General features: G+C 63.0%; 23 protein-coding genes. 13 read left to right on the top strand and 10 right to left on the bottom strand.

Annotated features, from left to right (window positions below):
• Positions 1–9 precede the first annotated feature (9 nt).
• Positions 10–1,443 carry an aldehyde dehydrogenase family protein gene (locus PMI07_RS25160; RefSeq protein ID WP_007772472.1) on the top strand — a complete coding sequence of 478 codons (1,434 nt, stop codon included), beginning with the start codon at positions 10–12 and terminating at the stop codon, positions 1,441–1,443.
• Positions 1,444–1,502: 59 nt separating this feature from the next.
• Here PMI07_RS25160 and msrA read toward each other — a convergent pair whose 3' ends face one another.
• From msrA to PMI07_RS25115, 9 genes are all read right to left on the bottom strand, one after another.
• A complete protein-coding gene (msrA, locus tag PMI07_RS25155) occupies positions 1,503–2,024 on the bottom strand; it encodes a peptide-methionine (S)-S-oxide reductase MsrA (RefSeq protein ID WP_024164133.1) in 522 nt (173 codons plus the stop codon).
• Between the two features lie 124 nt (positions 2,025–2,148).
• A complete protein-coding gene (locus PMI07_RS25150; RefSeq protein WP_007763407.1) occupies positions 2,149–3,330 on the bottom strand; it encodes a mandelate racemase/muconate lactonizing enzyme family protein in 1,182 nt (393 codons plus the stop codon).
• Between the two features lie 10 nt (positions 3,331–3,340).
• Positions 3,341–4,252: a dihydrodipicolinate synthase family protein gene (locus PMI07_RS25145; RefSeq protein ID WP_007763409.1), complete on the bottom strand. Its 912-nt coding sequence runs from the start codon at positions 4,250–4,252 to the stop codon at positions 3,341–3,343.
• Positions 4,249–5,085 (bottom strand): carbohydrate ABC transporter permease, encoded by an 837-nt coding sequence (locus tag PMI07_RS25140; protein WP_007763411.1) that lies wholly within the window; start codon positions 5,083–5,085, stop codon positions 4,249–4,251. The genes PMI07_RS25145 and PMI07_RS25140 overlap by 4 nt, the downstream gene beginning before the upstream one ends.
• Position 5,086: 1 nt before the next feature.
• Positions 5,087–6,019, bottom strand: coding sequence for a sugar ABC transporter permease (locus PMI07_RS25135; RefSeq protein WP_007763414.1), 933 nt, complete (start codon positions 6,017–6,019; stop codon positions 5,087–5,089).
• A 191-nt stretch (positions 6,020–6,210) separates the two neighbouring features.
• The gene (locus PMI07_RS25130; protein WP_024164132.1) at positions 6,211–7,482 is read right to left on the bottom strand and encodes an extracellular solute-binding protein; all 1,272 of its coding nucleotides are present in this window, start codon (positions 7,480–7,482) and stop codon (positions 6,211–6,213) included.
• Positions 7,483–7,567: 85 nt separating this feature from the next.
• Positions 7,568–8,374, bottom strand: coding sequence for an SDR family oxidoreductase (locus PMI07_RS25125; protein ID WP_007773612.1), 807 nt, complete (start codon positions 8,372–8,374; stop codon positions 7,568–7,570).
• Positions 8,371–9,465 carry a sn-glycerol-3-phosphate ABC transporter ATP-binding protein UgpC gene (ugpC, locus tag PMI07_RS25120; RefSeq protein WP_007773615.1) on the bottom strand — a complete coding sequence of 365 codons (1,095 nt, stop codon included), beginning with the start codon at positions 9,463–9,465 and terminating at the stop codon, positions 8,371–8,373. The genes PMI07_RS25125 and ugpC overlap by 4 nt, the downstream gene beginning before the upstream one ends.
• A 42-nt stretch (positions 9,466–9,507) precedes the next feature.
• Positions 9,508–11,232, bottom strand: a complete 1,725-nt coding sequence (locus PMI07_RS25115; RefSeq protein WP_024164131.1) for an SMP-30/gluconolactonase/LRE family protein — start codon at positions 11,230–11,232, stop codon at positions 9,508–9,510.
• Positions 11,233–11,374: 142 nt separating this feature from the next.
• Between PMI07_RS25115 and PMI07_RS35100 the strand changes: the two genes are divergently transcribed.
• From PMI07_RS35100 to PMI07_RS25090, 5 genes are all read left to right on the top strand, one after another.
• Positions 11,375–12,526 carry a mandelate racemase/muconate lactonizing enzyme family protein gene (locus tag PMI07_RS35100; RefSeq protein WP_007768942.1) on the top strand — a complete coding sequence of 384 codons (1,152 nt, stop codon included), beginning with the start codon at positions 11,375–11,377 and terminating at the stop codon, positions 12,524–12,526.
• An 18-nt stretch (positions 12,527–12,544) separates the two neighbouring features.
• Positions 12,545–13,465 (top strand): 2-dehydro-3-deoxygalactonokinase, encoded by a 921-nt coding sequence (locus PMI07_RS25105; protein WP_007768946.1) that lies wholly within the window; start codon positions 12,545–12,547, stop codon positions 13,463–13,465.
• 2 nt (positions 13,466–13,467) lie between these two features.
• Positions 13,468–14,403, top strand: a complete 936-nt coding sequence (locus PMI07_RS25100; protein WP_007768953.1) for a 2-dehydro-3-deoxygalactonokinase — start codon at positions 13,468–13,470, stop codon at positions 14,401–14,403.
• A 13-nt stretch (positions 14,404–14,416) separates the two neighbouring features.
• Positions 14,417–15,037 carry a 2-dehydro-3-deoxy-6-phosphogalactonate aldolase gene (locus PMI07_RS25095; RefSeq protein ID WP_007768956.1) on the top strand — a complete coding sequence of 207 codons (621 nt, stop codon included), beginning with the start codon at positions 14,417–14,419 and terminating at the stop codon, positions 15,035–15,037.
• Positions 15,038–15,132: 95 nt separating this feature from the next.
• On the top strand, positions 15,133–15,783 hold the full coding sequence (locus tag PMI07_RS25090; RefSeq protein ID WP_007768958.1) for a class I SAM-dependent methyltransferase: 651 nt from the start codon (positions 15,133–15,135) through the stop codon (positions 15,781–15,783).
• A 10-nt stretch (positions 15,784–15,793) separates the two neighbouring features.
• Here PMI07_RS25090 and PMI07_RS25085 read toward each other — a convergent pair whose 3' ends face one another.
• Positions 15,794–16,645 (bottom strand): MurR/RpiR family transcriptional regulator, encoded by an 852-nt coding sequence (locus tag PMI07_RS25085; protein ID WP_007768960.1) that lies wholly within the window; start codon positions 16,643–16,645, stop codon positions 15,794–15,796.
• 228 nt (positions 16,646–16,873) lie between these two features.
• Between PMI07_RS25085 and murA the strand changes: the two genes are divergently transcribed.
• The 7 genes from murA (at position 16,874) to PMI07_RS25050 (ending at position 25,290) form a co-directional block, all read left to right on the top strand.
• On the top strand, positions 16,874–18,130 hold the full coding sequence (murA, locus tag PMI07_RS25080; protein ID WP_024164130.1) for a UDP-N-acetylglucosamine 1-carboxyvinyltransferase: 1,257 nt from the start codon (positions 16,874–16,876) through the stop codon (positions 18,128–18,130).
• On the top strand, positions 18,127–19,002 hold the full coding sequence (locus tag PMI07_RS25075) for an N-acetylglucosamine kinase (RefSeq protein WP_007757202.1): 876 nt from the start codon (positions 18,127–18,129) through the stop codon (positions 19,000–19,002). The genes murA and PMI07_RS25075 overlap by 4 nt, the downstream gene beginning before the upstream one ends.
• Positions 19,003–19,183: 181 nt before the next feature.
• A complete protein-coding gene (gene murQ / locus PMI07_RS25070; RefSeq protein ID WP_037088311.1) occupies positions 19,184–20,107 on the top strand; it encodes an N-acetylmuramic acid 6-phosphate etherase in 924 nt (307 codons plus the stop codon).
• A 76-nt stretch (positions 20,108–20,183) separates the two neighbouring features.
• Positions 20,184–21,704, top strand: coding sequence for an ABC transporter substrate-binding protein (locus PMI07_RS25065; RefSeq protein WP_007757200.1), 1,521 nt, complete (start codon positions 20,184–20,186; stop codon positions 21,702–21,704).
• A gap of 42 nt (positions 21,705–21,746) precedes the next feature.
• Positions 21,747–22,709, top strand: a complete 963-nt coding sequence (locus PMI07_RS25060; RefSeq protein WP_007757199.1) for an ABC transporter permease — start codon at positions 21,747–21,749, stop codon at positions 22,707–22,709.
• Entirely contained in the window at positions 22,709–23,548 is an 840-nt protein-coding gene (locus PMI07_RS25055) for an ABC transporter permease (protein ID WP_007757198.1), read from the top strand. The genes PMI07_RS25060 and PMI07_RS25055 overlap by 1 nt, the downstream gene beginning before the upstream one ends.
• Positions 23,545–25,290 (top strand): ABC transporter ATP-binding protein, encoded by a 1,746-nt coding sequence (locus tag PMI07_RS25050; protein WP_007757197.1) that lies wholly within the window; start codon positions 23,545–23,547, stop codon positions 25,288–25,290. The genes PMI07_RS25055 and PMI07_RS25050 overlap by 4 nt, the downstream gene beginning before the upstream one ends.
• The last annotated feature ends 5 nt before the right edge of the window (positions 25,291–25,295 follow it).

The following is a 25,295-nucleotide window of genomic DNA, read 5'->3' as shown; positions in this document are numbered from 1 at the left end:
GAGAGGTCCATGACCATCTACCAGAACCTGATCGCCGGCGAATGGGTCGGCTCAGACGCTTCCAAGAACATCAATCCCTCCGACACGAATGATGTCGTGGGCATGTATGCCCAAGGCAGCGCCGAGGATGCAAAGCAGGCAATCGCAGCCGCCAAGGCCGCCTTCCCGGCCTGGTCGCGCTCCGGCATTCTCGAGCGCCACGCAATCCTGAGAAAGACCTCCGACGAAATCCTCGCCCGCAAGGAAGAACTCGGCACACTTCTCGCCCGCGAGGAAGGCAAGATCCTTCCCGAAGCGATTGGCGAAGTCACCCGTGCCGCCCAGATTTTTGATTTCTTTGCCGGCGAAGCGCTGCGCCTGACCGGTGAAATGGTGCCGTCCGCCCGCCCGAACATCGGCGTCGAGATCACCCGCGAGCCGCTCGGTGTCATCGGCATCATCACGCCCTGGAATTTCCCGATCGCCATCCCGGCCTGGAAGATTGCTCCGGCGCTCTGCTACGGCAACACGGTCGTCTTCAAGCCCGCCGATCTCGTGCCGGGCTGCGCCTGGGCGATCGTCGACATCCTGCATCGCGCTGGTCTGCCGAAGGGCGTGCTGAACCTCGTCATGGGCCGCGGCTCGGTCGTCGGCCAGGCCATGCTCGACAGCCCGGACCTCGCCGGCATCACGTTTACCGGCTCCACCGGCACGGGAAAACGCGTCGCACTTGCCTCGATCGAGCATAACCGCAAGTTCCAGCTCGAAATGGGCGGCAAGAACCCGATGGTCATCCTTGACGACGCGGATCTGGGCGTCGCCGTCGAAGCGGCCGCCAATTCCGGCTTCTTCTCGACCGGCCAGCGCTGCACCGCGTCCTCGCGCCTGATCGTGACGGAGGGCATCCACGACAAGTTCGTCGCGGCGCTGACGGAGCGGCTGCAAGGCCTCAATGTCGACAACGCCATGAAGGCAGGCAGCCATATCGGCCCGGTCGTCGACGACAAGCAGCTGAAGCAGGACACCGATTATATCGACATCGGCAAGTCGGAAGGCGCCAAGCTCGCCTTCGGCGGCGAACTCGTAAAGCGCGATACGCCCGGCTTTTACCTCCAGCCGACGCTGTTCACCGAAGCGACCAACCAGATGCGCATTTCCCGCGAAGAGATTTTTGGCCCGGTCGCATCGGTCATCCGGGTGAAGAACTACGAGGAAGCGCTGGCAACCGCCAACGACACGCCGTTCGGCCTGTCGGCCGGCATTGCCACCACCAGCCTCAAGCATGCCACCCACTTCAAGCGCAATTCCGAGGCCGGCATGGTCATGGTCAACCTGCCGACGGCGGGCGTCGATTTCCACGTGCCTTTCGGTGGCCGCAAGGCCTCGTCCTTCGGTCCGCGCGAACAGGGCAAGTATGCCGCCGAATTCTTCACCGTAGTGAAGACGGCTTATACGCTCGCCTAAACAAAAAAGGCGCTGCCATTTTGAGATGGCAGCGCCTCCAATTCATCCGTCACGACCCGTTATTCAGCAGCGACGTTGGCGCGCTTCGGCAGCTTCCAGTTCGGCCGCGGGAAATGGCAGGTATAGCCGTTCGGATAGCGCTCCAGGTAATCCTGGTGCTCCGGTTCGGCCTGCCAGAAATCACCGACCGGCTCCACTTCCGTCACGACCTTGCCCGGCCACAATCCGGATGCATTGACATCGGCGATCGTGTCTTCGGCGACGCGCTTCTGCTCGTCGTCCTCGTAGTAGATCGCCGAGCGATAGCTCATGCCGATATCGTTGCCCTGGCGGTTCTTCGTCGACGGATCGTGGATCTGGAAGAAGAACTCCAGAATATCGCGATAGCTGGTCTTGGCCGGATCGAAGATGATCTCGATCGCCTCGGCATGGGTACCGTGATTGCGGTAGGTCGCGTTCGGCACATCGCCGCCGCTATAACCGACGCGGGTCGACACCACGCCGGGCAGACGCCGGATCAGGTCCTGCATGCCCCAGAAACAACCACCGGCCAGAACGGCCCGTTCGGTAGACGTCGTCATGCTTTCCTCCTTCGGTTTTGGATTTGCCTTAAAATGGCGATCCGACCGGAGAAATTCAATCCGCGCCCGACAACAACCGGATCGCCGACGATCTCGCCCCACCTGCGGTGCTCGGCAACCGCCATTACCGCCGGGTGGCAAACTCGAACACCTCTTCTTTCGGTTCGACGCCGAGGCCCGCGCCGGTCGGCACCACATAGGTTCCCTCGCCCGAGGCCATATCACCCTTCGTATAGGTGAGGTTCCGGTCGAAGATCGAATGCTGGTATTCGTGATAGGGCACGTTCTGCAGCGCCGACGCGGCCTGAAGGCTCGCAGCCATGAAGATGCCGACGCTGATCGAGGCATGCGGCATGATGTTCATGTGGAAAGCCTGCGCCATCTGGCCGATGCGGATGAATTCCGTAATGCCCGTATGGCCCATTTCCGGCTGGACGATGCTCATCGCCCGTTTTTCGAAACGTGGCCGGTATTCATAGGTGGTGCGCAGCTCCTCGCCGAGCGCCAACGGCACGCCGATACCGGCCGCCACCCGCGCCTGGCCCTCAAGATTTTCCGGCTGTACCGGCGCTTCCGCAAAATAGAGATTGTAGGGCTCCAGCCGCCGGATGATGCGGATCGCCTCCCCCGCCTCGAACTTCCAATGCAGATCGACCATGAGGTCGATATCCGGACCAACGGCCTCACGCAGAGCCGCCATTTCCTTGACGATATCCTCTTCGGACACCACAGCGGCGAACTTGATGCCCTTGTAGCCCTTGCCGACCCAATAGGTGGCAAGATCGCAGCGCTCCTTGAGCGTCGCCTTGGGAAGCCCGGAGACATAGGCGCGGATCGTATCATGCCGCCGTCCGCCGAGCAGTGTCGAGACCGGCACGCCGAGGTTCTTGCCGGTCAGATCCCAGAGGGCGATATCGACGCCCGCCAGCGCATCGAGATAATAGCCGCCGAAGAAACCGCGCACCCGCATCAGGTCGTAGAGGTCTTCATGGATGACCGCCGCATCGCCCGGATCGCGGCCGATGATGACCGGGCCGAGCACGTCGTCGATGATCGCCTTGGTCGCCTCCGGCGCGACGATCCCATAACATTCGCCCCAGCCGACCTTGCCGCTCTCGCCGGTGACCTTGATCAGCAGCGTCATGTCGGTCGAGGGATAGATGGTGCGGTTGCCCTTGCGGATCAGGTAACCGCGCGCGTTGATCGCCTCGCCTTCCTTCAAAGGCCCGAGATAGGGCACCTCGCGCGGAATGGAGATGATGAAGGTCTCGACCGAGACGATCGCATCGACGACATTTTTCGGCATGGGTCTCGGCTCAGTTCGGCTTGTGATTGGTATAAGGCAGATCGGCCTCCGCCAGAAGCAGCGCCAGCTCCTTGGCGTCACCCTCGTCGAATTTCGGCCCCTTGCCGCGCACGAACGTGTTCTTGATGACGCCACGGCGGCGTAGCACTTCCTTGGTCATGTGCATGCGAAAAATCGCCTGGAAATTCAGGAGCGGCAGCGAGATATTGTAGAGTTTTCGCGTGGTCGCGACATCGCCCTTCTGCCAGGCATGGATCATCTGCGCATGGATATCGGCAAGCTCGGCGGCCGGCATGGTTCCGGCGGCACCGCGGGCGAGTTCGTCGGTGACATAACGCCCGCCGGCGCCGCCAAAGATCGCGTCGAGAGAGCCGTTGGCGGCCGCCTTGATACGGGTGAGATGCTGGCCGCAGGGCGCGGTCTCTTCCTTGACGTATCGGATCTCCGGCACGGCATTGGCGACAGCCGCAACCTCCTCCGGCGTCAATCCGGCGCCGATCGGCTTGGGCTGGTTCTGCAGCATGATCGGCACGCCGGCATTGGCCGCCACTTCCCTGAAATAGGCGGTCTGCGCAGCGATGTCGTTGCCAAGCGACAGCGGCGCCATCACCATGGCCGCTCCTGCCCCGATCTCCGCTGCCTGCGCCACGTGTTTCGCCGCCGCCTTCGGATCCGGATCGCTGGCACCGATGATGATCGGGATGCGCCCGCCGATGCGCTCGGCCAGCAATTCCACCTGCCGCTTGCGCTCTTGCGGGCTCAGCGTGTCCACCTCGCTGGCAACGCCCGGATAAACGACGCCATCCACGTTACTCTCCAGCGCGAAGTCGATGATCGACAGGAAATCCGCCTCGTCAATCGAACCGTCGTCACGGAACGGGGTGGGAAGAACGGGGAAAGCTCCAGCTAAAATCTTGCTCATTTGACTGCTCCGGCGGTGACGCCCTGAATGAAATAACGTTGGAGGAACATGAAGGCGACGACGATGGGCGCGGATGCGATCAGCGATGCCGCCATGGCGCCGCCCCAGTCGGAATTGACCTCGTTGAGATAGGTGAGAAGCAGGCCCGGCCCGATCGTGCGCTTCTCGTCGGAGACGATCAGCGTCATCGAATAGAGAAGATCATTCCAGGACCACATGAAGGAATAGAGGAATACCGTGACGATCGGCGGGATCGAGATCGGGATGACGATCGTGTGGAAGATCCTGAGATCGCTTGCCCCATCCGCCCGCGCCGCATCGATCAGCTCGTCCGGCACCTGCGAGAAATAGCTGTAGAGCATGTAGGTCGAGACCGGCAGCGCAAAGACGATATAGCTGAGGATCAGTCCCGGCCGGGTGTCGAGCAGGTTCAGCTCGCTCATCAGCGGATAGATAGAGATCAGCAGCAGGCCGAACGGAAACATCTGCGCCGACAGCATGAACAGCATCACCGGCTGGCGGCCGAAATAGCGATATTTGGCGAAGCTGAAGCCGGCATAGAGCGCCAGCAGCGTCACCAGTGCGGCGCTGCAGGTCGAGGTGATCAGGCTGTTCATCAGGTACATCGGCAGCTTGCCGGCAGTTAGCGCCCGGATGAAGTGCTCAAGGCTCGGCATCGTCGGAAACGGTGTCGGCACGACCCGGTAGAGCTCGGCATTCGCCTTCAGCGACGAGATCACCAGCCAGTAGAGCGGGAAGAACAGGAAGAAGCCGATCGCCGCAAGCGCCGCGAAGAAGACGATCTTGGCCTGTCGGGAGGAAAGGTCGAACATGTCAGTTTCCTTTCACCAGCATGCGCAGATAGAGGAAGGCGGGCGGCAGCAGCGCCGCGACCCACAGCACGCCGACGGCGGACGCAAAGCCGATATCCCATTGCTCGAAGGCACGGCGATAGACCTCGACCGAGAGCACCGTCGTCGCCCGCACCGGCCCACCGCCGGTCAGCGCGTAGATCGTGTCGAACTGCTGCAGATTGCCGATCACGCCGAGGACCACGACGATCATCAGGACCGGGCGCAGGTGCGGCAGGATATGGTCGCGCAGTACCGCCCAGTTGCCGGCGCCGTCCACGCGTGCGGCATCGATCTGCTCCTTGTCGAGGTTCTGCAGGCCGGCGAGGAAAAAGGACATGAAGAGCGGGATGGAGAGCCAGATCTTGGTCAACACCACGGCGAGCATGGCGCCCTCGGGCGTCGAAAGCCAGGCCTGCGGGTAGTCGATCAGACCCAGTTCCATCAGGAAGGCGTTCAGCACGCCGTAGCGGGAATTGAAGACCCAGCCCCAGATGAAGGCGCTGACCGTGGACGGCAGCACCCAGGGCAGTAACGACAGGGAGCGCAGCACGGCGCGGCCGGCAAACGGCTGGTTCATGATCAGCGCCCAGCCGAGGCCCGCGACCAGCGTTCCGGTCGTCGTCAGCGCCACATAGATGGCCGTCGTCCAGAACGCCGCCCAGACATCCGGATCGGAGGCGATCTTCACAAAATTCTCGAAGCCGATGAAACGCGGCTCCATCATCTCGACGGTGTATTCGAACAGCGACAGGCCGAGCGCCGACAGGAACGGATAGAGGATGACGGCGGCAAAGGCGACCGCCGCCGGCAGCAGCAGAAGAAGCCCGATACGGTTCTGTCCGGCTTTCAGGCCGCCCCGGTTCGCATGCGGCGAGACCGGATAGGCGAGCGTGTTGTTTTCGATCACGGCCATGGAGGCTATTTCCTGTTTAAATATATATGCCGCGCGGGTGCCGCCCGCTCCTCTCCCCCCTTGCGGGGGAGATGCCCTGTAAGGGCAGAGGGGGGTGGTTCAACACACTCCCCGCTGCATCTGCGGCACCATCCCCCTCTGTCACCTCCGGTGACATCTCCCCCGCAAGGGGGGAGAAGGGCTGGGGCCAACTATTCCGACTTCTTGGCCTTCTCCATGCTGGTCGTCAGCCGTGCCTGCATGGACTTGATGGCATCGTCGGCAGACTTCTGGCCGAGCAGCGCGCCCTGCACTTCCTCGCCGATGATGTTGGTGAGGTCGGCGGCATTCGACCAGATGCCGACTTCGTTGCGGCGGGCGTCCCCCGTCGCGGCCGACCAGTTCTTGAGGTAAGCGTCATCGGCAACCGCCGCGCGGGCGGACTTGGTGACCGGCAGTGCGCTCATCTTCAAGGGAAGGTCCGTCTGCACCTTGTCCGAAATGATATAGGTCAGGAACTTGTCAGCCGGATCGTCCGCCTTGGCCTTGCCGCCATTGGCGAACTGCACGAGCAGATGTCCCCACTGGACGGAAACAGGCTTGTCGCCAGCCTTCAGCACCGGCGTCGGCATCGGCAGGACATTGGCGTCGAAGGCCTGGCCCTTGCCGGAGAAATCCCGCAGGAAGGTGCGGGTTTGCGGCGCGTCGAGATAGAAGGCTGAAGCGCCCTGCGCCAGCAGGCGGCGCGAGTCCGGGCGATCGATTTCCGGAGCCGCCAGACGGTCCTTCATCAGGCCGACCATGAAGGTGAGCGCATCGCGGCTCTTCTGACTGTCGACGACGACCTTGCCGGCATCATCGATGATCCGGCCGCCATGCACCCAGTTCCAGACCATGAAGTCGATCAGGATCGAGCCGTTGTTCTTGGTCGCCATGGAATACGGCACCGAGTTGGGTACCTTGTCGCGCACCGCGACCAGAGCTTTCTTGAAGTCGTCGACGGTCTTCGGCGCGTCATTGATGCCGGCCTTCGCGAGCACTTCCTTGTTGGCCACCATGCCGATCGAACCGGACAGAAGCGGCAGCGCAAGCTGCTTGCCGTTGATATTGCCCATGGCGAGCGCATCCGGCGCGAAAGCCGCTTCCAGCTTGTCCTTGCCGTAGACCGTGTTCAGGTCGACGAGATTGTCGAGGCTCGCGAAGGTCGGCAGCCAGCGTTCGGAAAGCTGGGCGATGTCAGGCAGGGTCTTCGACCGGGCGCGCAAAAAGATGTTCTTCTGCATGTCGCCCCAGGCGAAGCCGAGCGGCTCGACCGTCAGCTTCTCGGCCTTCTGAAAATTGTCCAGGACTCCCTGGACGATCGCCTTGTTGGCCTCTTCCGCGTAGGTGAAGCTCATGAAGCTGAGATCGGCTGCCTTGGCGGCACCCGAGCCGAGCGCAAGCGCGACGGCGGCGGTGCCGATCAGTCTGGTAAAGGTATTCATCAGATCCTCCCGAAACGATGATGATGGAACTCTGTTTCAACTCGAAAAAGGTCAAGCGGCGAGCGCCGTATCCGCCTTGCCCTCGTTAGACGACGCCTCCATCGACGATGAATGTCTGCGACGTGATGAGGCGGGAATCGTCTGCCGCCAGGAACAGCGCCATGCGGGCGATGTCGGGCGGCAGCAGATGCTCCTTGAGGCACTGGACCTCGAGATATTCGGAAAACTTGCCCTGATAGACACGCTTGGCGCGCTCCACCTGGCGCTCGGTGAGCACCCAGCCGGGTGCTATCGAATTGACGCGGATATTGCGTGTCCCCAGTTCGCGGGCGAGCGACTTGGTCATGCCCATGACGGCGGATTTCGCGGTCGTGTAGAAGATCAGGCCGGCCGCGCCGCGCATCCAGGAGATCGAGCCCATGTTGATGACCGACCCGCCGCCGGCTTCCGCCATTTCCGGCACGACGGCCTGGACTGCGAAGAACTGGTGGCGGAGGTTGGTCTGGAAACGCTCGTCCCAATAGTCCGGCGTCACGTCTTCGAGCGGCTTGCGGTCATCATTGCCGGCATTGTTGACGAGAACCCGGATGGGGCCGATTTCGGATCGCAGCGCCTCGATCCCTTCCTTCAGGGCGTCGATGTCACGCAGATCCGCCGCACGATAGAACGGGGTATTGCCGGTCTTCCTGCCGACCGTTTCGGCCGTCTCGTCGGCCACATTGGCATTCAGGTCGAGGAAACCGACCTTGCAGCCTTGAGTGCAGAAATGCTCGACCAGCGAGGCACCGATGCCCGATCCGCCGCCGGTGATCAGCACGCCCTTGGCCCTGAGGCTCGGGTATTTCGCGGTCTCGACCTGGACCTTGGCGATGAGTTCGGGATGGATGGTCATGCGGCCTCCAGGGCAACGGGACGCGCGGAAGCAAGCGAAAGGCCTTCAGTGGAAAAGACATGGATCATCGCCGGATCGACATGCACGCCGATCGGCTCATTGCGCTTGACGGCGCGATCGCCGGAGAGGCGAACGACGACCATTTCCTCGGAGCCTTCGAGCGCCACATAGGCATAGGTGTCGCTGCCAAGATGCTCGGTCATGGTAACGGTGCCGGCAAGCGATTCCGGCGCGCCGCGGCTGACCAGCTCCACATGTTCCGGCCGGATGCCGATTTCGGCAGGCGCTGAGGTCAAGTCGCGCGGCAGTCGGACGTCTCCGCCCGGCACAGTGAACACGCCTTCGCTCTTCCTGGCGCCGAGGCTCAGAAAATTCATCCGCGGTGAACCGATGAAGCCCGCGACGAAGCGGTTGACCGGCTTGTTGTAGAGGTCGAGCGGCGAACCGATCTGCTCGACACGGCCGGAATTCAGCACCACGATCTTGTCGGCCAGCGTCATCGCCTCGATCTGGTCGTGGGTCACGTAGACCATGGTCGTGCCGAGCGTATCCTTCATCCGGGCGATCTCGATGCGCATCTCCACGCGCAGAGAGGCGTCGAGGTTCGAAAGCGGCTCGTCGAACAGGAAGATGCGCGGTTCGCGCACGATGGCGCGGCCGATCGCGACGCGCTGGCGCTGGCCGCCGGAAAGCTGGCGGGGCTTGCGTTCGAGGTAAGTGTCGATGCGGAGCTTCTTCGCCGCCTGGGTGACACGCGCGTCGATCTCCTGCTTCGGCGTGCCGGCGAGCCTCAGCGCGTAACCCATGTTCTCGGCAACCGTCATATGCGGATAGAGCGCATAGGACTGGAAGACCATGGCAATGCCACGCTTGGCGGGCGGCACGTCGTTGACCAGCTCGCCGTCGATCGCCATCTTGCCCGACGTGATCTCGTCGAGGCCGCAGATGAGCCGCAGGAGCGTCGATTTTCCGCAACCGGACGGGCCGACAAAGGCGACGAATTCGCCGTCCTCGACCGTCAGGTCGATGCCCTTCAGAACTTCGGCAGAGCCGAAGGATTTGCGGATGCCTTGGAGTTCAAGCTTGGCCATTTCTTCCTCATAAGAGCTCCTCCCGGAAGCTCCTCCAAAATCTCAGCCCGCGAACATCTGGGCTGCCTGCCCCTTGATGCCGGTATCGATGGAAAACACGCTGCCGGAGAGCGGCGCTTCGGAAAGCTGGGCTGCCGACAACCGGATGCGGGCGGACGTCACGAACAGGGTCTGCATGTCGGGACCGCCGAAAACGCAGCTCGTCGGGCGCGGGATCGGCAGGTTGATCACCCGCTCTACTTTCCCTTGAGGATCGTAGCGGGTGACGCACCAGCCGTCCCAATGGGCGATCCAGACGAAACCTTCGGCATCGACCGTCATGCCGTCCGGCTTGCCTTCGGCTTCCGGCACGGTGATAAAGGTCCGGCGGTTGGCGACTTCGCCGCTTTCGATATCGAAATCATAGGCATAGACCGTCTGCCGGTTGGTATCGGTGAAGTAGAAGGTGCGATCGTCCGGGCTCCAGCCAAGGCCGTTCGAGACGTGGAAACCGCGATCCATCTCCCGCGACCGCCCGTCCGGATCGATCCTCCAGAGCCGCCCCTGGTCCGGCGTCGTGTCGATCGCCAGCGTACCGGCCCAGAGCCTGCCGCGACGATCGCACTTGCCGTCGTTGAAGCGATTGCCGGGACGGTCGGATTCCGGCCGCGAGATCGTCGTGATGTCGCCGGTCGCAAGATCGATACCGCGGATCTCGCCATGCATGGCAGCGACGAAACCGCCGCGCGAGCGAGGGATGACAAAGCCGATCAGTTCCGGCACCTGCATGGACGTATAGGTGCCCTTCACCGGATCGCCGGTATGCACGGCAGGCGCCAGGATATCGACGAAATAGAGCTTCTTGTGCTCCGGCGACCAGTGCGGGCCCTCGCCGAGAAACGTGCTTGCCGGGATGACACAGCGCACATCGGCGCGATCCGGGCCGAGGGGGCGCGGCTTGACCGCAAGCGACATGGGGAATTCTCCAAAATTGCCGGATGTGCGGCGTGCCGCCTCGATGACGTCGCGGCCGAAGGCGTGCAGCCGATCGACCGGCAGGCGGAAGGACGGGCCGATGATGCCGATCGCGCCGATCGGCTCGCCGCGATGGTTGAGAACCGGTGCGGCGACCGAGGAAATGCCGATATGCTGCTCGTCCACCGAGACGGCGTAACCCCGCGCCTTGGTAAGGTCGAGCTGACGGCTGAGTTCTTCGGCGTTGACGATCGTGTTCGGCGTCAGGCGCTCGAGTTCGATGCCGTCGAGCAGCGCGCGGCGCTTTTCGAGCGACAGATGCGCCAGGATCGCCTTGCCGAGCCCGCTCGCATGCGGCGCTGCCCGGGAACCGACGCCGTTGTTGAGCCGCAGCGGCTGCGGCACCTCCCTCTGGTCGATGTAGAGAATGCTGTCGCCGTCGAGCACGCCGAGGCGGATCGCCTCGCCTGTCAGGTCGCGAAGCCGCGCCAGTTCCGGCTCGGCCGCACCGCGCAGGTCGAAATTGTCCCAGACCTTGTGGGCCCATTGGAAGACTCGCGGGGCAAGACGGTAGACCTGGTCGCGGGTGTCGAAATGAAGGAGCCGCTCATCCACCAACGCCTGCAGCAGGCGGTGCAGCGTGCCCTTCGGCAATTGCGTCTGATCGAGCAGTTCGGTGAAGCGCAGGCCGCGGGCTTCTGCCGCCACGGCATCGACGATCTGGATGCCGCGCGTCAGCGCCTGGACGCCCGGCACACCATGCGTGTCGTTGGCGACATCCTTCTCGATCGCTTCCAATTGTACCTTGGCCATGCCCTCTCCCTGGACGACGATTTTTGGTGCCGCTCCCACAGCATGCCGCCTCGCCCTTGCCAAGAGAGATATCTTGGAACTAAGTTCCATGTCAACAACGAAACTGGAGCGGCAAGGAAGTTGCCGTGCATGGGAGGATATCTTGCGCATCACCAAAGTGGACCATTGGCTGGTCCGTATGCCGTTCACCGAGAACATCCTGTGGGGTTCCGGGCGGCGAATCGGGACGACCCGGCTGATCTGCCGGATAGAAACGGACGCAGGAATCATCGGCTGGGGCGAGACGATCTCGCTGATCGCCAACGTGCCGGCGGTGTTCGCCGATATCGTCGCGCCGCTGGCGGTCGGATATCCGGTCGCGGATGCCGAGCGATTCCACCGGCATGTGCTCGGCGCCGGCTTCTATCATCACAAGCGCGCGGCGGTGATGGCGATCTGCGCCATGGAAATGGCGATGTGGGATGCGCTCGGCAAACAGGCGAACCTGCCGCTCCATGCCATGTGGGGCGGCCGCTGGCGCAAGGACGTCGAGGCGGCAGCCTATCTCTTCACCAACGATCCCAAGGGTCTTGCCGAACGGCTGAAGCGGTTCCTCGATCTCGGCTACACGACCTTCAAGGTGAAGATCGGTTTCGACGAAAAGAGCGACATCGCGCTCGCCGAGACGTCCCGAAAGGTGATCGGCGATCATCCACTCCGGCTCGACGTCAACGGCGCCTGGAACCCGGCGACCGCCAAGCGCCAACTCGAAAAGCTGAAGGCCTTCGATCCCGCCTATGTGGAACAGCCGCTGGAACTCGATGACCTTGCCGGCCATGCGGCTCTCGTCGCGAACTCCTCGGTACCGATCGCGCTCGACGAAAGCGCTTATACCCTCTCCGACGTCGGCAACATCATCCGCGCCAATGCCGCCGATGTCGTGCTCCTCGATCCGCACGAGGCAGGCGGCCTCTGGCAGACGATCAAGGCGGCTGCGATCTGCGAATCGGTCGGCATCACGGTAACGCTGCATTCCGGCGCCGAACTCGCGCTGTCGCAATCCGCCTATATCCACCTCGCGGCCTCACTGCCGAACATGTCGATCGCCATCGATACCGAACGCGCCTATCTCGGCGGCGATGTCTCGCCCAATCCGCCGGTTCTGAAGGACGGCCGGTTCGAGGTGCCGGAAGGGCCGGGCCTCGGCGTCGAGGTGGATATTGAAATGCTCGAAAAATATCGCGTACCCGGCATTGCCGGCGCTTATCTCGATACCGAGCGCAAGGACTGGTTCCCGGTCAAACCCGCCTACTGATTCCTTGAGGATTGTTTCATGTATATTGCCATCGAATGGACTTCCGCCGCTTTCCGGGCACTGCTTCTCGACGACGAAACGGCACTCGGTGAAAAGAAGAGCGATCGCGGCACCACCGAGGTCGCCGCCGGCGATTTCGAAACCACGCTCAGGGAAGAGCTCGGGGACTGGATCGACAAGGCGGAAAAGATCCTGTTTTCGGGCATGGTCACCAGCCGCAATGGCTGGATCGAAAGCCCGTTTGCGCCCGTGCCGGCTGGCCCTGCCGACCTCCTGGCGCAGGCAATCATCCATCAGGTGGAAGGCCTGCCGCCGCTGATCTTCCTGCCCGGCATCGCCCAGACGAAGCCGCTTCCCGACGTGATGCGCGGCGAGGAAATGTCGCTCTTCGGCCTCACGGAAACCGACGGCATCTTCGTGCTCCCCGGCCCACATGCCAAATGGGTGACCATGGAAGGCGGGCGCATCACCGCCATCACCACCTACATGTCCGGTGAAATCCTCAATCTGCTCAAAAAAGATTCGCTCGTCTCTCGCCTCATCCCCGCGACCTATGAAGAGCGCCCAGAGGCATTTCGCCGCGGCGTCCAGACGGCCTATGAAGAGAACACCCTGCCCGGCCGCATTCTAGCCCGCATCTTTTCTGCCCGCAGTCTCGTATTATTCGACCGGCTGGCGCCCGAAGAGATTGCCGATTACCTCGCAGGCCTGATGATCGGCGCGGAAATCTCCGAAGCGCTTGGGTCGGACAGATCGAAGAAAATCAATATCGTCGGTCACGCCGCACTTGCCGAGCGTTACAAGGCGGCGCTTGAACTCTTCGGTGCGCAGCCAAACCTCGTCGCATCCGACATCGCCGCCGGTTTCCGCCGGGTCGCCTCTCGACAGGGCGATAGGTCACGGGCTATCGAAGGGGCGAAAGCTTCGGGAGAAATATAACCATGCCAATACCCACCTCGATCATCCTCGATTGGGGAACAAGCTCGTTGCGCGCCATGCTGGTTTCGGAAACAGGCGAGACGCTCGATACCCGCGACACGTCGAGCGGCGGCATCCAGTTCGTCAAGGACGGCGCGTTCGAGGCGGCGCTGATGGAGACCGTCGGCGAATGGTTTTTGGCACATGGTCCCCTGCCGGTTCTGGCAAGCGGCATGATCACCAGCCGCAACGGCTGGGTGGAAGTGCCCTATGTCGATACGCCGGGCGGTGTCGCCGAACTTGCCGCCGGAACGAAAAGGCTGACGCTGGCGAACAGCGCGGTCATCACCTTCCTGCCCGGCATGCGCGATCCGGCCGCCAAACCGTTTCCGGATGTGATGCGCGGCGAGGAAACCCAGATCGTCGGTTACGGCCTCGACCGTGACCGCACCCTTGTCCTGCCCGGCACCCACAGCAAATGGGCACGGATCAAGGACAATCGCATCGACGGGTTCCAGACTTATGCGACCGGCGAGGTGTTTGCGCTCCTGACCAAACATTCGTTCATCGCCAAGGCCTTGGAGCCGCAACCCGGCGCCGAACCGAACTGGACGGCCTTCGATCGCGGCGCGGAATTTGCAGCAAGCGATTCGGCTGCCGCCGACGCCTTTCTCTCGGCGATCTTCAGCGCCCGCACCGGCATTCTCGACGGCAAGCTGAAACCGGAGGATATTCTGGATTACGTCTCCGGCCTCGTCATCGGCTCGGAATTCCGCCAGGCCCGCGCTGCCGGATGGTTCAGGACCGGCAATACGATCGGCATCGTCGGCAACAACGTGCTCAACAGCCGCTACGGCCGCATCGCTCCCCTGTTCGGGTTGACGGTCGAACCCGGCCCGGACAATGCCGCCAAGCGCGGCATCCTGCTGATCGCCGCACACGCTACTGCAAAGAATTAAAGGGAGTTCCGAGATGACCTTCGAAGAGGCGCTCAAGGCATGCAATCTGGTCGCCATCTTGCGCGGCATCAAGCCGGAAGAGGCTGAAAGCGTGGGCGAGGTGCTCGTCGAGGCGGGCTGGCGGATCATCGAAGTCCCGCTCAACTCCCCCGATCCGCTGAAGAGCATCGAAAAGCTCGTCAAGCGTTTCGGCGACCAGGCGCTGATCGGCGCCGGCACCGTACTGACAACAGCCCAGGTCGCCGACGTAGCAGCGACAGGCGCCAAGGTGATCATCTCGCCGAACGCGAATGTCGAAGTCATCAAGGCCAGCCGCGCGGCCGGCATGGTGAGCCTGCCGGGTGTCGCAACCCCGACGGAAGCCTTCGCGGCGATCGAGGCCGGCGCAACCGGCATCAAGGCGTTTCCGGCGGAAGCGATCCCGCCCTATGTCATCAAGGCGTGGAAGGCGGTGCTGCCGAAGCATATTCCAGTGCTTGCCGTCGGCGGCGTCACACCGGACAACATGGCAGTCTATGCGCAGGCGGGTACGGCCGGGTTCGGCATCGGCTCTTCCCTTTACAAACCCGGTTCCGACCTCGCCTCCATCGGGGAAAAGGCGAGAGAATTCATCGCCGCGATGCGCGCCCTGTGACGTCAAAAACCCTGTCGCAAAACCGTCGCGAAGCGGTACTATCGTTTTCGTCCTGAGTTTCAGCCCGACGCGGGGCAAACCGGAGGGGGACGATCTTGGCAGTGATCCGCAACAGCGCCGAACATCAGCAGAAGGTGTATGAACGGTGGGCGCCGGTCTATGACCGGGTCTATCGCGGCTTGCTGCGCGACGGGCATCGCACGGTCGCAAGGCTTGCCGCCGAAGCAGGACGGGACATCCTCGAAGTCGGCGTCGGCACCGGGCTCGTATTGCCCTATTACCCGAAACACTGCCGCGTCACCGGCATCGATCTTTCCGAACACATGATCGCCAAGGCGCGCGAAAAGGTTGCCCGTCACGGGCTTGTCCATGTTCAATCGCTGCATGTCATGGACGCGCACAACCTGGATTTTGTCGACCGCTCGTTCGATGTCGTCTGCCTGCCCTTCGTCATCACGCTGATCCCGGATCCCGAACGTGCGCTCGACGAATGCGCCCGCGTGTTGCGTCCCGGCGGCGAGATCATCGTCGCGAGCAAGCTCGGTGACGGGCGTGGGCTGCAGGGCGCGATCGAAGATGTGGTGGCGCCGCTGGTGCATCGGGTCGGGTGGAGCTCGTCGTTCCGCATCGCCCGGATTGCCGAATGGGCCGAGCGTCGCGGCGATTTCGAAGTCGCGGGCATCCGCCGCGTGTTCCCGAATGGGTTCTTCAAAGTCATGCGGCTGAAGCATCGCAGGGCCGCGTGAGCTTGATGCGTTACTTGGTCTTCAGGACCGAGACCGCAAGCTCGCTGTTGTGGACGTATTCATTGGCGTCCGGCTGGCGCTGGACGAGCAGGATGAACAGCAAGTCCGTCAGCATCAGCTGCGCGTCGCGCGCCGTGATCGAGGATGAGCGCACGCGCTCCTCGTCGGCGACCGTATAAAGCCGGATATCCGCCGCCTGCATCAGCGCATTGGCGTTGAGACCGGTAATGGCAATCACCGTCGCGCCGCGCTGGCGCGCGAGCTCGGTGATCCTGAGCGTCTCGATACTGGTGCCGGAATAGGAGAGCGCGAGCAGCACGTCCTGGCTGTTGAGCGTCGAGACATTCGCCATCTGCACATGGCTGTCGCTGTCATGCAGCACGTTGCGGCCGAGCTTCATCAGCTTGTAGGAAAAGTCGCGGGCGACCAGCGACGAGGCACCGACGCCGGCCATATGGATGCGCCGCGCATCGTTGAGAGCGGTCAGCGCCCGTTCGATCTCCTGCTCGTTGTTGACCGCAAGCGTTTGCTGCATGGAGAGCATCTTGCTGCCGATCAGCTTCTGCAGGATGGTCAGATAACTGTCGCCGACCTCGATCGAGCCGTGGATCATTCCCGGCGGCGCATGCCATTCCTGAGCCTTCGCCTCGCTGACGGCGAGCTTCAGCTCCTGGTACCCCGCAAAACCCAGCTTCTGGCTGAACTTCACGACGCTCGACTGGCTGCGCCCTGTCTCGGCGGCAAGTGCTGCGGAGGAAAGCCGCAGCATCTGGTCCGGATTGTCGAGGATGAACTGGCCGATCTCCCGGTCCGCCGGCGCCATATCCTCGAGCTGCGCGTTGATCTTCTTTAAGACTGACATGCGTTCCTTCGGAAGCTTCGCGATACGGTTTGGGCAATAGTGGAGGATATCACCGCAACGCCCGTCTGCAACACAGTTTCCATTCTCGACCCCAGGATGGATTATCGCAGATTACGTCGCACAAACGAATAAAAAATTCCGAATGATTGACAGGAACGCCGGGTGGTTTAGTTTCGAGAAAGCGTAGAATGATTTGAGATTCACTGCACCTCTTCGACAGGTTTCGTCATGGACAGATTACGGATCGTCGGCGGTCATCGGCTCCAGGGTGCCGTCACCATTGCCGGGGCGAAAAACGCGGCCCTTCCGCAGATCGCGGCGACGCTGCTCAGCCCCTACCCGGTCGAGCTCACCAACCTGCCGCAAGTCAGCGACGTGGAAAACATGCTCGGCGTGGTCGAGCTGCACGGCGCCGCCGTCACCCGCACCGGCCATTCCACCGTCATCGATGCCAAGGCGATCGTCTCGAACGAGACCTCCTACGACACCGTCCGCAAGATGCGCGCCACCGTGCTCGTTCTTGCGCCACTGCTCGCCCGCTTCGGCCAGGCCCGCGTTTCGCTTCCCGGCGGCTGCGCCATCGGCGCGCGGCCGGTCGACATGCATATCAAGGCGCTTGCAGCACTCGGAGCCGATATCGATATCGAGAGCGGCCTGATCGTCGCCTCGGCAACGGGCGGTTTGAAGGGCGGACGCATCGTGCTTCCCTCGCCCTCCGTCGGCGCCACCGAGACGGCGATGATGGCCGCCACCGCCGCCAAGGGCGAAACCGAGATCCTCAACGCCGCCCGCGAGCCCGAAGTCGCCGATCTCGCCGCCTGCCTGATCGCCATGGGCGCACGTATCGACGGCGCCGGCACCCACCGCATCCTGGTGGAAGGCGCGACGACCTGGCAGCCGGCGAAACATCACGGCATTCCCGACCGTATCGAAGCCGGAACCTACGCCGTGGCAGCCGCCATCACCGGCGGCATGCTGGAGCTCACCAACGCACGGCTGGAAAACATGGCCTCCATCGTGCAGGTGCTGGAGGCGATGGGCGTCAGCATCTGGCCGAGCGACCGCGGGCTCGTCGTTTCGCGCGAAGGACCGCTGAGGGCGACCGACATCACCACCGAGCCCTATCCGGGTTTCCCGACCGATCTCCAGGCGCAATTCATGGCCCTCGCCGCCTGCGCGGAAGGGGCATCGCTCATCCGCGAAACCGTCTTCGAAAGCCGCTTCATGCATGTGCCGGAACTGATGCGCCTCGGAGCCAATATAGCGCTCCAGGGAACCACCGCGCTGGTGCGCGGCGGCGCGCCGTTGAAAGGGGCGCAGGTGATGGCAACGGATCTGCGCGCTTCCGTTTCGCTCGTGCTCGCCGGGCTCGTGTCATCGGGCGAAACGGTTATCAATCGCGTCTACCATCTCGACCGCGGTTACGAACAACTCGACCGCAAGCTTCGCCAATGCGGAGCCGATATCGAGCGGCTCAGCGCATGACGGCCGGAACAGAGCACTTTTTCCTGGGCGTTGACGGCGGCGGAACCGGCTGCCGCGCCCGCATCGAGGACGGCTCCGGCGCGGTGCTCGGACAAGGCCTCTCCGGCCCTGCCACGACACGGCTCGGCATCGAGGAGGCCTGGGCCTCGATCTCGCGCGCCTTTAATGCCGCCTTCGACGAAGCCCGGTTTGGCCCGGACGAGGTGGCTAGGACCCATGTGGGCGTCGGCCTTGCAGGCACCGGTCGCAAGGGTTCAGTCGAAGCCTTGAAAGCGATCCCCCACCCGTTCGCCAGCATCGATTTCGTCAGCGACGGCATGGGTGCCTGCCTCGGCGCGCATTCCGGCCGCGACGGCGCGATCGTGATTGCCGGCACCGGCTCGATCGGGCTCGGTTTCGCCGAAGGGCGCAACCTGCGCGTCGGCGGCTACGGCTTTCCGATCTCAGACGAAGGCAGCGGCGCCGATCTCGGCCTCAAGGCCATCCAGTTCGCGCTGAGGGCCAATGACGGGCGGATGGAAAAAACCGCGCTGCTGATCGAGGTCATGCAGCGTTTCCAGAACGATCCGGCGGAAGCCATCGCCTGGATGGACCGGTCGTCGGCCACGGACTATGCCTCGCTCGCGCCGATGGTGATGCGCCATGCGGACCAGGGCGATTCCGCCGGCCGCCGCATCGTCCAGAGTGCCGCCGAACAGATCGATACGCTGGTCCGCACATTGTTCGATCAGGGTGCGCCGCGCGTCACCCTTCTGGGCGGCCTGTCGAGCCCGCTCGAAGCCTGGCTGGCACCCGATGTTCGGCGCCGTCTGAAGCCCGCCGACGGCGATGCCGTCTCAGGCGCGATCATCCTCGCCCGCCATACCTCCTGAGCCTTGATCCGGCTCCCTCGATAGGCTTAGGTGAAATGGAATAATATATTCCAATATCCAATTGACTCATGGAATGGATGATCCTAATCCTTTAAGAAAGGTAACGACGGGTGAGGAGCAACATCGTATGACGCAAATCCTGCGAAGCGCTGCACCGCACCCCGATCTCGAAGGCAGGGTCATGAGCGACGAACGGCTGATATCCGAACTGGAAAGACTGGTTTCGGAAGACCGCAATCCCCGCTCCATGGACATCGATCTCCTGCCGACCGTCGATGTCCTCCGCGAGATCAACGAGGAAGACAAGGGCGTCGCGACCGCGGTGGAAAAGGTGATCCCGCAGATCGCCGAGGCGGTCGATGAAATAGTTCGCGCCTTTCAGAAGGGCGCGCGGCTGGTCTATATCGGCGCCGGCACCAGCGGCCGGCTCGGCGTGCTCGATGCATCCGAATGCCCGCCAACCTTCAGCGTCCCGGAAGGCATGGTCGTCGGCCTGATCGCCGGCGGCGACTACGCGCTGCGCCATGCCGTCGAAGGTGCCGAGGACAGCCCGGAACAGGGCCGGCAGGACCTCTTGGACATCGGCCTGACTGCAGATGATGTCGTTGTCGGCATCGCCGTCAGCGGACGCACCCCTTACGTCATCGGCGCATTGAACTATGCCAAGGGACTGGGCGCGAAGACCGTAGCCCTCTCCTGCAATCCCGATGCCGTGATTGCTGATATCGCCGACATCGCCATTTCCCCGGTCGTCGGACCGGAAATCCTCACCGGCTCGACCCGGCTGAAATCCGGCACGGCCCAGAAGCTCGTGCTCAATATGCTGACCACCGCGAGCATGATCCGCATCGGCAAGACTTACCAGAACCTCATGGTCGACGTGCACGCGAGCAACCAGAAGCTCGTCGCCCGCGCCGCCCGTATCGTCATGCAGGCAACCGACTGCACGGCCGAAGAGGCGCGCCGCGTGCTTGACCTCACCGGCAACGACGTCAAACTGGCGATCCTGATCGCGCTGACCGGAATGGATGTCGATACGGCGCGCACCGCGCTCGACGATGCCGGAGGCTTCCTCCGGAAGGCTATTAATGGGAAGACAGCGTAAAGCTGCTGAATGACAGGCCGCCGCCTGGACGCGGCTCGGCCGAGACGACGAACAGATCTCAAGAGGGAGAATAAAAATGGGAAGACATCTTTCGACTAAACTGCTTTCCGGCCTTGCTTTGGCCGTCGCTGTCGGCGCGACCGCAATCGCCTCGCCGGCCTTTGCCGCCTCGCTGAAAATGGCCTGGAAGCAGGATGCGACGGGCCTTGATCCGCACAAACAGACCGCGTTTTCCTCGATCCGCCTGCTGGAACTGATCTATGAGCCGCTCGTCCGCTTCGACAAGGACTTGCAGATCGTCCCGGCCGTCGCAGCTTCGTGGGAATTCGCACCCGACGCCAAGCAGCTGACCTTCAAGCTCAACCCGAACGCAAAATTCCAGGACGGCAAGGCGGTCACGGCAGCTGATGTCAAGGCTTCCTTCGAGCGCGTTCTCGACGAAAAGACCGCGGCAGCCGCCCGCGCCAACTACCTGTCGATCGCTTCGATCGAGACTCCGGACGACAAGACCGTCGTCTTCAAGCTGTCGCAGCCGGACGTGCCCCTTCTCGCCGCCATGGCGAGCATCAACGCGGCGATCGTCCCGGCTGCCGAGATCACCGCCGGCACGATCGGCACCAAGGCGCTCGGCTCCGGCCCGTTCAAGCTCGACAAATGGGAGCCGAATTCCAAGGAAACGCTCTCCACCAACAAGGACTGGGCCGGCGGCAAGGTGGCGATCGACGGCATCGACATCAGCGTCCTGCCGGACGAGACCGCGATCCTTGCGGCACTGCGCACCAAGCAGGTCGATTTCGCGCTGATCAATGATCCGTTGGTCGCGACGCTGGTGCCGAAGGAAGCAAGCCTGGTTCTCAACCGCACCCCGGTTCTCGCCTATCACGTCCTGCAGATGAACCCATCGCGCAAGCCGATGGACAACCTCGCCGTGCGACAGGCGATCTCCTGCGCCATCGACCGCAAGGACGTGCTCGACACAGCTTCGGTCGGCGAAGGCAAGGTCACCGGTCCGCTGACCATGCCCGGCTATACGTCCGATGCCAGCGCGCTGTTCTGCTACAAGCAGGATATCGCCAAGGCGAAGAAGCTGATGGCTGACGCCGGCTTTGCGAACGGCTTTAGCGCCACCGTGATCGCCGCCAATGGCGAGCCGGCGACCGCCGCCGCCGAAGCGCAGGTCCTGCAGTCCCAACTCGCCGAGATCGGCGTCAAGCTCAACATCAAGATGATGGAGCTGAACGTCTATGTGGACGCCTGGCTGAAGGGCGATTTCGACATGGCGGTGGCGCTGAATGGCGGCCGCGCCGACCCCTATCCGATGTATAACCGCTACTGGACGAAGACGGGCAATCTGCAGAAGGTCGCGAACTATATCGACGACACGCTCGATAGCCTGATGCAGAAGGGCCGCGTCGAAACAGACCCTGCCAAGCGCAAGGTCATCTTCGCCGACTTCGAAAAGCACCTCGTCGAAGTCTCGCCCTGGGTCTGGCTCTACACGTCCTATAGCTACACCGCACAGCAGAAGAACGTTCAGGGCTTCGTGCCGACGCCGGAAGGCTCGCTGTTCGGCCTGAGCAAGGTCACGTTGCAGTAATCGCGAAAAGACTGACGGTACGGATACGAGGTTGGTGAACGAATGAGTTACCTGGCGCGACGGCTGTTGACGTTTCCGCTCGTGATGCTCGGGGCCTCCATCCTCGTGTTCGTCGCAATTCGATTGGTGCCGGGTGACGCAATCACCGCGATGCTCGGCACCGAAGCCGGCCTTCTGACGCCGGCGCAAAGGGCGGCGCTCGCCGCCTATTTCGGCATCGACAAGCCGATCCTGGTGCAATACTGGAGCTGGCTTCTCGGCGTTTTCCAGGGCGATCTCGGCATTTCCGTGATCCACGGCAAGCCGGCGCTCACCATCATCCTCGAACGTTTTCCGTTGACGCTGCAGCTCGCATTGATGTCCATGTGCGTGGCGCTTCTCGTCGGCTTGCCGGCCGGCGTGTTCGCCGCCACCCGTAACGAAAAGATGTCCGACCTCGCGGTGCGCGTCTTTGCCATGATCGGCCAGTCGACCCCGAATTTCGTCGTCGGCCTGCTCATCATCTATGCACTATCGGCCGGTTTCGGCATCCTGCCGACCATGGGCGAATTCACGCCGCTGTTCACCGATCCCTTGCGCAATCTCGGCCAGATGATCCTGCCGTCGATCACGCTCGGCTTCGCCTTCGCAGCATCCGTCACCCGCATCTCCCGCTCCGCCATGCTGGATGTGCTCAGCGACGACTATGTGCGTACCGCCCGCTCGAAGGGAGTGCCGAAACGCAGCGTCATCTGGCGCCATGCCCTGCCCAACGCTCTGATCCCGGTCGTCACCTTGAGCGGCGTCGAATTTGGCTATCTGCTCGGCGGCGCCGTGCTGGTGGAGCAGATCTATGCCCTGCCCGGCCTCGGCCGTCTCGTCCTCGAAGCGATCCTGCAGCGCGACTATGCGTTGGTTCAGGGTTGCGTGCTGTTCATTGCCTTCAACTTCATGGTGGTCAACCTGCTCGTCGACCTCGCTTATGTGACGCTTGATCCGCGCATCCGGCTCGGAGAGAGCAACTGATGTCAATGCTGCGCGCAATTTTCGGCCATTCCAGTGGCAGGATCGGCGGGACGATCGTTGTGATCTACGTCATCGTGGCACTGCTCGGCATGTTTGGCATCACTCCTCAAAATCCCCTCCAGCAGTTCCGCATCGACCGCCTGCATGCGCCGAATGCCGTCTACTGGATGGGCACCGACCTGTTCGGCCGCGACGTCGCCAGCCGGCTGATGAACGGCATCGGCCAGTCCTTCCTCGTCGCCTTCTGCTCGGTCGCGCTGGCGACTTTTGCCGGAACCGTGCTTGGCCTGACTGCTGCCTGGTTCGGCAAGGCTTGGGACGGCATCGTCATGCGCATCATGGACGTGCTGCTCGCCTTCCCGGCGATCCTGCTCGCCCTCCTCATCATCGCCGTTGTCGGCCCCGGCACCTGGACGAGCGTGGCTGCGATCGCCATCGTCTACACGCCGATCTTCACCCGCGTGGTGCGTGGCCCGGCACTCTCGATCAAGGCCCGCGAATTCGTCGATGCTGCGCGCACCTTTGGCTCGAGTCGCCGCTATATCCTCACCCGGCACCTGCTCCTCAATCTCGTGGCACCGCTGACCGTGCAGGTGACGCTGGCACTCGCGTGGTCGCTGCTGACCGAGGCCGGCCTGAGCTTCCTCGGCCTCGGTACCCAGCCACCGGCTTCCTCGCTCGGACTGATGCTCGCCGACAGCCGCAACCTGATGGAAAACGCGCCCTGGCTGCTGATCTTCCCGGCGGTCGCCATCATGATCAGCATTCTCGGCTTCAACCTGCTCGGTGACGCTTTGCGCGACATCCTCGACCCCAAGACGCGGAGGTCCGCGCCATGACGCCACTTCTCTCGGTATCCGGCCTGCGCGTCGGTTTCGGACGTGATCCGAAGCAAAACGAGATCGTCAAGGGTGTCAGCTTCGACCTCGACGCCGGCGAAACGCTGGCGATCGTCGGAGAAAGCGGCTCGGGCAAATCCGTCACCGCGCTGTCGATCAACCGGCTCGTCGATTTCGGCGGCGGCCGGATCATCGGCGGTTCGATCACCCTGAAACGTACCGACGGCAGCATTCTCGACATCACCAGGGCGCAAGAGCCGGTGCTCGAAAAGATCCGCGGTTCCGAGATCGGCATGATCTTCCAGGAGCCGATGACCTCGCTCAACCCGGTGTTGACGATCGGCCGGCAGATCGAGGAATCGTTTCGCCTGCATCGCGGACTGACCGGCAGGCAGGCGACGGCTGCAGCCAAGGACGCACTCGATCGCGTCCGCATCCCCGATGCCGCGCGGCGTCTCAAATACACGCCGAACCAGCTTTCCGGCGGCATGCTCCAGCGGGTGATGATCGCCATGGCGCTCGCCTGCAATCCGCGCCTGCTGATCGCCGACGAACCGACCACGGCACTCGACGTGACCGTCCAGGCGCAGATCATGGCGCTGCTCGGCGAGTTGAAACGCGAAACCGACATGGGGATGATCTTCATCACCCATGACATCGGCCTCGTCGCCGGCATTGCCGACAAGGTCATGGTCATGCAGGCCGGCGAAGCGGTCGAACAGGGACCGCTTGGCGACGTCCTCGATCAGCCGAAACATCCCTATACCCAGCATCTCCTGAGCGCCGTGCCGCATTTCGAATCCGGCCGCGCCGCCCGTTCCGATTTCAGCCGGGAAAAATCCGAGGCTATTGTCCCTGCCCTGAAAGTCGATGGCCTGACGGTGCGCTTCAAGGTGGCCGGCAGCATCCTCACCCGCTCGCCGGGCTCCGTCCATGCGGTCGAGAATGTCGGCTTCGACCTGATGCCGGGCGAAACGCTGGCGATCGTCGGCGAAAGCGGCTCCGGCAAGTCGACCACCGCCCGCGCCATCCTCGGTCTCGTGAAGCCCACCCGCGGAAGCTTTTCCGCCAACAACGGCGCGATCGTGGATGGAAGCGACCCCTCCGTGCAGATGGTCTTCCAGAACCCTTACGCCTCGCTCAATCCGCGCCTGCGGATCGACAGCATCCTGGCCGAACCGGTGATCGCCGCCGGGGGCCGGGTCGATGCCGAAACGCGGGCAAAAATGGTGGCGCTGCTGAAGCGTGTGGGCCTGCCCGAAAACAGCCTCCTGCGTTACCCGCACGAGTTCTCCGGCGGCCAGCGCCAGCGCCTCTGCATCGCCCGCGCGCTGATGCTCAATCCGTCGATCGTCGTGCTCGACGAAGCGGTCTCGGCGCTGGACGTTTCGGTACAGGCCAAGGTGCTGGAACTGCTGGTAGACCTGCAGCACGAATATGGCCTCGCCTATCTGTTCGTGTCACACGACATGGCTGTCGTCGAACGTATCGCCCACCGCATCGCGGTGCTGTATGCTGGCCAGATCGTCGAGATCGGCGATGCCGCGTCGGTTCTGTCGAGCCCGCAGCATTCCTATACCAAGCGGCTGATTTCCGCCGTGCCGAGCATCGAGCGCCGCAACCAGCATTTCGAACTCGATACGCGCCAGGTCCCGTCGCTGGTTCGCCCACAAGGTTTCGAACCGCCGCCTGCCCAATGGCAGACTTACGGACCGGACCACCGGGCGCGAGCGGAAGCCTGAGGATG

The sequence above is a fragment of the Rhizobium sp. CF080 genome (assembly GCF_000282095.2).
In the GTDB taxonomy this organism is placed as follows: Bacteria; Pseudomonadota; Alphaproteobacteria; order Rhizobiales; family Rhizobiaceae; genus Neorhizobium.
The sequence above is the reverse complement of the archived record's forward strand: the minus strand, read 5'-3'. Positions and strand labels throughout refer to the sequence as shown.

What these genes read in the sequence shown, in the direction of transcription:
- PMI07_RS25160 (WP_007772472.1), top strand. Translation starts at nt 10, where the DNA reads ATGACCATCTACCAGAACCTGATCGCCGGCGAATGGGTCGGCTCAGAC.
- msrA (WP_024164133.1), bottom strand. Translation starts at nt 2,024, where the DNA reads ATGACGACGTCTACCGAACGGGCCGTTCTGGCCGGTGGTTGTTTCTGG.
- PMI07_RS25150 (WP_007763407.1), bottom strand. Translation starts at nt 3,330, where the DNA reads ATGCCGAAAAATGTCGTCGATGCGATCGTCTCGGTCGAGACCTTCATC.
- PMI07_RS25145 (WP_007763409.1), bottom strand. Translation starts at nt 4,252, where the DNA reads ATGAGCAAGATTTTAGCTGGAGCTTTCCCCGTTCTTCCCACCCCGTTC.
- PMI07_RS25140 (WP_007763411.1), bottom strand. Translation starts at nt 5,085, where the DNA reads ATGTTCGACCTTTCCTCCCGACAGGCCAAGATCGTCTTCTTCGCGGCG.
- PMI07_RS25135 (WP_007763414.1), bottom strand. Translation starts at nt 6,019, where the DNA reads ATGGCCGTGATCGAAAACAACACGCTCGCCTATCCGGTCTCGCCGCAT.
- PMI07_RS25130 (WP_024164132.1), bottom strand. Translation starts at nt 7,482, where the DNA reads ATGAATACCTTTACCAGACTGATCGGCACCGCCGCCGTCGCGCTTGCG.
- PMI07_RS25125 (WP_007773612.1), bottom strand. Translation starts at nt 8,374, where the DNA reads ATGACCATCCATCCCGAACTCATCGCCAAGGTCCAGGTCGAGACCGCG.
- ugpC (WP_007773615.1), bottom strand. Translation starts at nt 9,465, where the DNA reads ATGGCCAAGCTTGAACTCCAAGGCATCCGCAAATCCTTCGGCTCTGCC.
- PMI07_RS25115 (WP_024164131.1), bottom strand. Translation starts at nt 11,232, where the DNA reads ATGGCCAAGGTACAATTGGAAGCGATCGAGAAGGATGTCGCCAACGAC.
- PMI07_RS25105 (WP_007768946.1), top strand. Translation starts at nt 12,545, where the DNA reads ATGTATATTGCCATCGAATGGACTTCCGCCGCTTTCCGGGCACTGCTT.
- PMI07_RS25100 (WP_007768953.1), top strand. Translation starts at nt 13,468, where the DNA reads ATGCCAATACCCACCTCGATCATCCTCGATTGGGGAACAAGCTCGTTG.
- PMI07_RS25095 (WP_007768956.1), top strand. Translation starts at nt 14,417, where the DNA reads ATGACCTTCGAAGAGGCGCTCAAGGCATGCAATCTGGTCGCCATCTTG.
- PMI07_RS25085 (WP_007768960.1), bottom strand. Translation starts at nt 16,645, where the DNA reads ATGTCAGTCTTAAAGAAGATCAACGCGCAGCTCGAGGATATGGCGCCG.
- murA (WP_024164130.1), top strand. Translation starts at nt 16,874, where the DNA reads ATGGACAGATTACGGATCGTCGGCGGTCATCGGCTCCAGGGTGCCGTC.
- PMI07_RS25075 (WP_007757202.1), top strand. Translation starts at nt 18,127, where the DNA reads ATGACGGCCGGAACAGAGCACTTTTTCCTGGGCGTTGACGGCGGCGGA.
- murQ (WP_037088311.1), top strand. Translation starts at nt 19,184, where the DNA reads ATGAGCGACGAACGGCTGATATCCGAACTGGAAAGACTGGTTTCGGAA.
- PMI07_RS25065 (WP_007757200.1), top strand. Translation starts at nt 20,184, where the DNA reads ATGGGAAGACATCTTTCGACTAAACTGCTTTCCGGCCTTGCTTTGGCC.
- PMI07_RS25060 (WP_007757199.1), top strand. Translation starts at nt 21,747, where the DNA reads ATGAGTTACCTGGCGCGACGGCTGTTGACGTTTCCGCTCGTGATGCTC.
- PMI07_RS25055 (WP_007757198.1), top strand. Translation starts at nt 22,709, where the DNA reads ATGTCAATGCTGCGCGCAATTTTCGGCCATTCCAGTGGCAGGATCGGC.
- PMI07_RS25050 (WP_007757197.1), top strand. Translation starts at nt 23,545, where the DNA reads ATGACGCCACTTCTCTCGGTATCCGGCCTGCGCGTCGGTTTCGGACGT.